The organism is Acinetobacter sp. AB03 (assembly GCF_058107045.1).
On sequence record NZ_JBUEBA010000075.1, the window covers coordinates 1 to 854 of the forward strand.

Consider the following 854-nt stretch of genomic DNA (forward strand, 5'->3'; position numbering starts at 1 on the left):
CCTAAATGTTGAGCGAAACTCACCAATAAATAGGCGATCATCGCAATCCAGATTTGTGTCTGAATTGCGTTCCTGCTGCGGCCTAGAAACGCTTTTAATTTGAGATTCTGCTTAATCGCCTTAAAGAACAGCTCAACTTTCCAACGATCTTTATAAATCGCCGCAATGGTGGAGGCGGCTAAATGAAAGTTATTGCTGAGAAAGCTAAAGTGCTTGCCACTTTGCTGATCTCTATATTCAATTCTTCTTAACACTGGGGCTTTTCTTTTTAGGGCATGTGCGCTATTCAGCTGAATGGTTTCATCTTTTAGAATACCTTTGGATTCAAGCACTGGATGTTGCTGGATCACCTGATACACAGATTTAGGCCTAAAACGTGTGACAAATCCAATGTTTTGAGCAGTCAGATTTGCATACCATTGGTAATCGACATAGCCTTTATCAAAAACTACAATGCTGCCAGCAGGAAACTGGAATTTGCGGCCTTGTACCATGTCATTTTCTTTGCCATTTTCAACTGCAACAAACTCAGGAATATCATTGCTGTGATTCAATCCTATGCTGAGTTTCATGCTGGCTTTTGAGTCGTGAACTTTGGCCCATTCACATAAGGAAAGCGACAGGTCAATATGACTGGCATCCAAGGAATACAAGGGATTCTTAAAGCGAAATTTATGAGCTACTTTTGAGTGTTCATAGTATTTAAGCAACTTGTAAAATAGCTGTTGATACAAGGCAGCAGGCTGCTGCTCATTGATTCGTGCCAGCGTGCTTCGGGGAATAGACTTTGCTCCGAGATGACTTAGCTTTTCCTGTTGGCACTCCAAATTGGATTGAATATCTCTCAGACTTTG

The 854-nt window shown here is 41.3% G+C and carries 1 protein-coding gene; it reads right to left on the bottom strand.

Annotated elements, in window-relative coordinates; genetic code table 11:
* Positions 1 to 854: IS4-like element ISAbe18 family transposase (locus ACY3FQ_RS18440; protein WP_262466993.1), on the bottom strand; the 854-nt coding region annotated here is incomplete at both ends.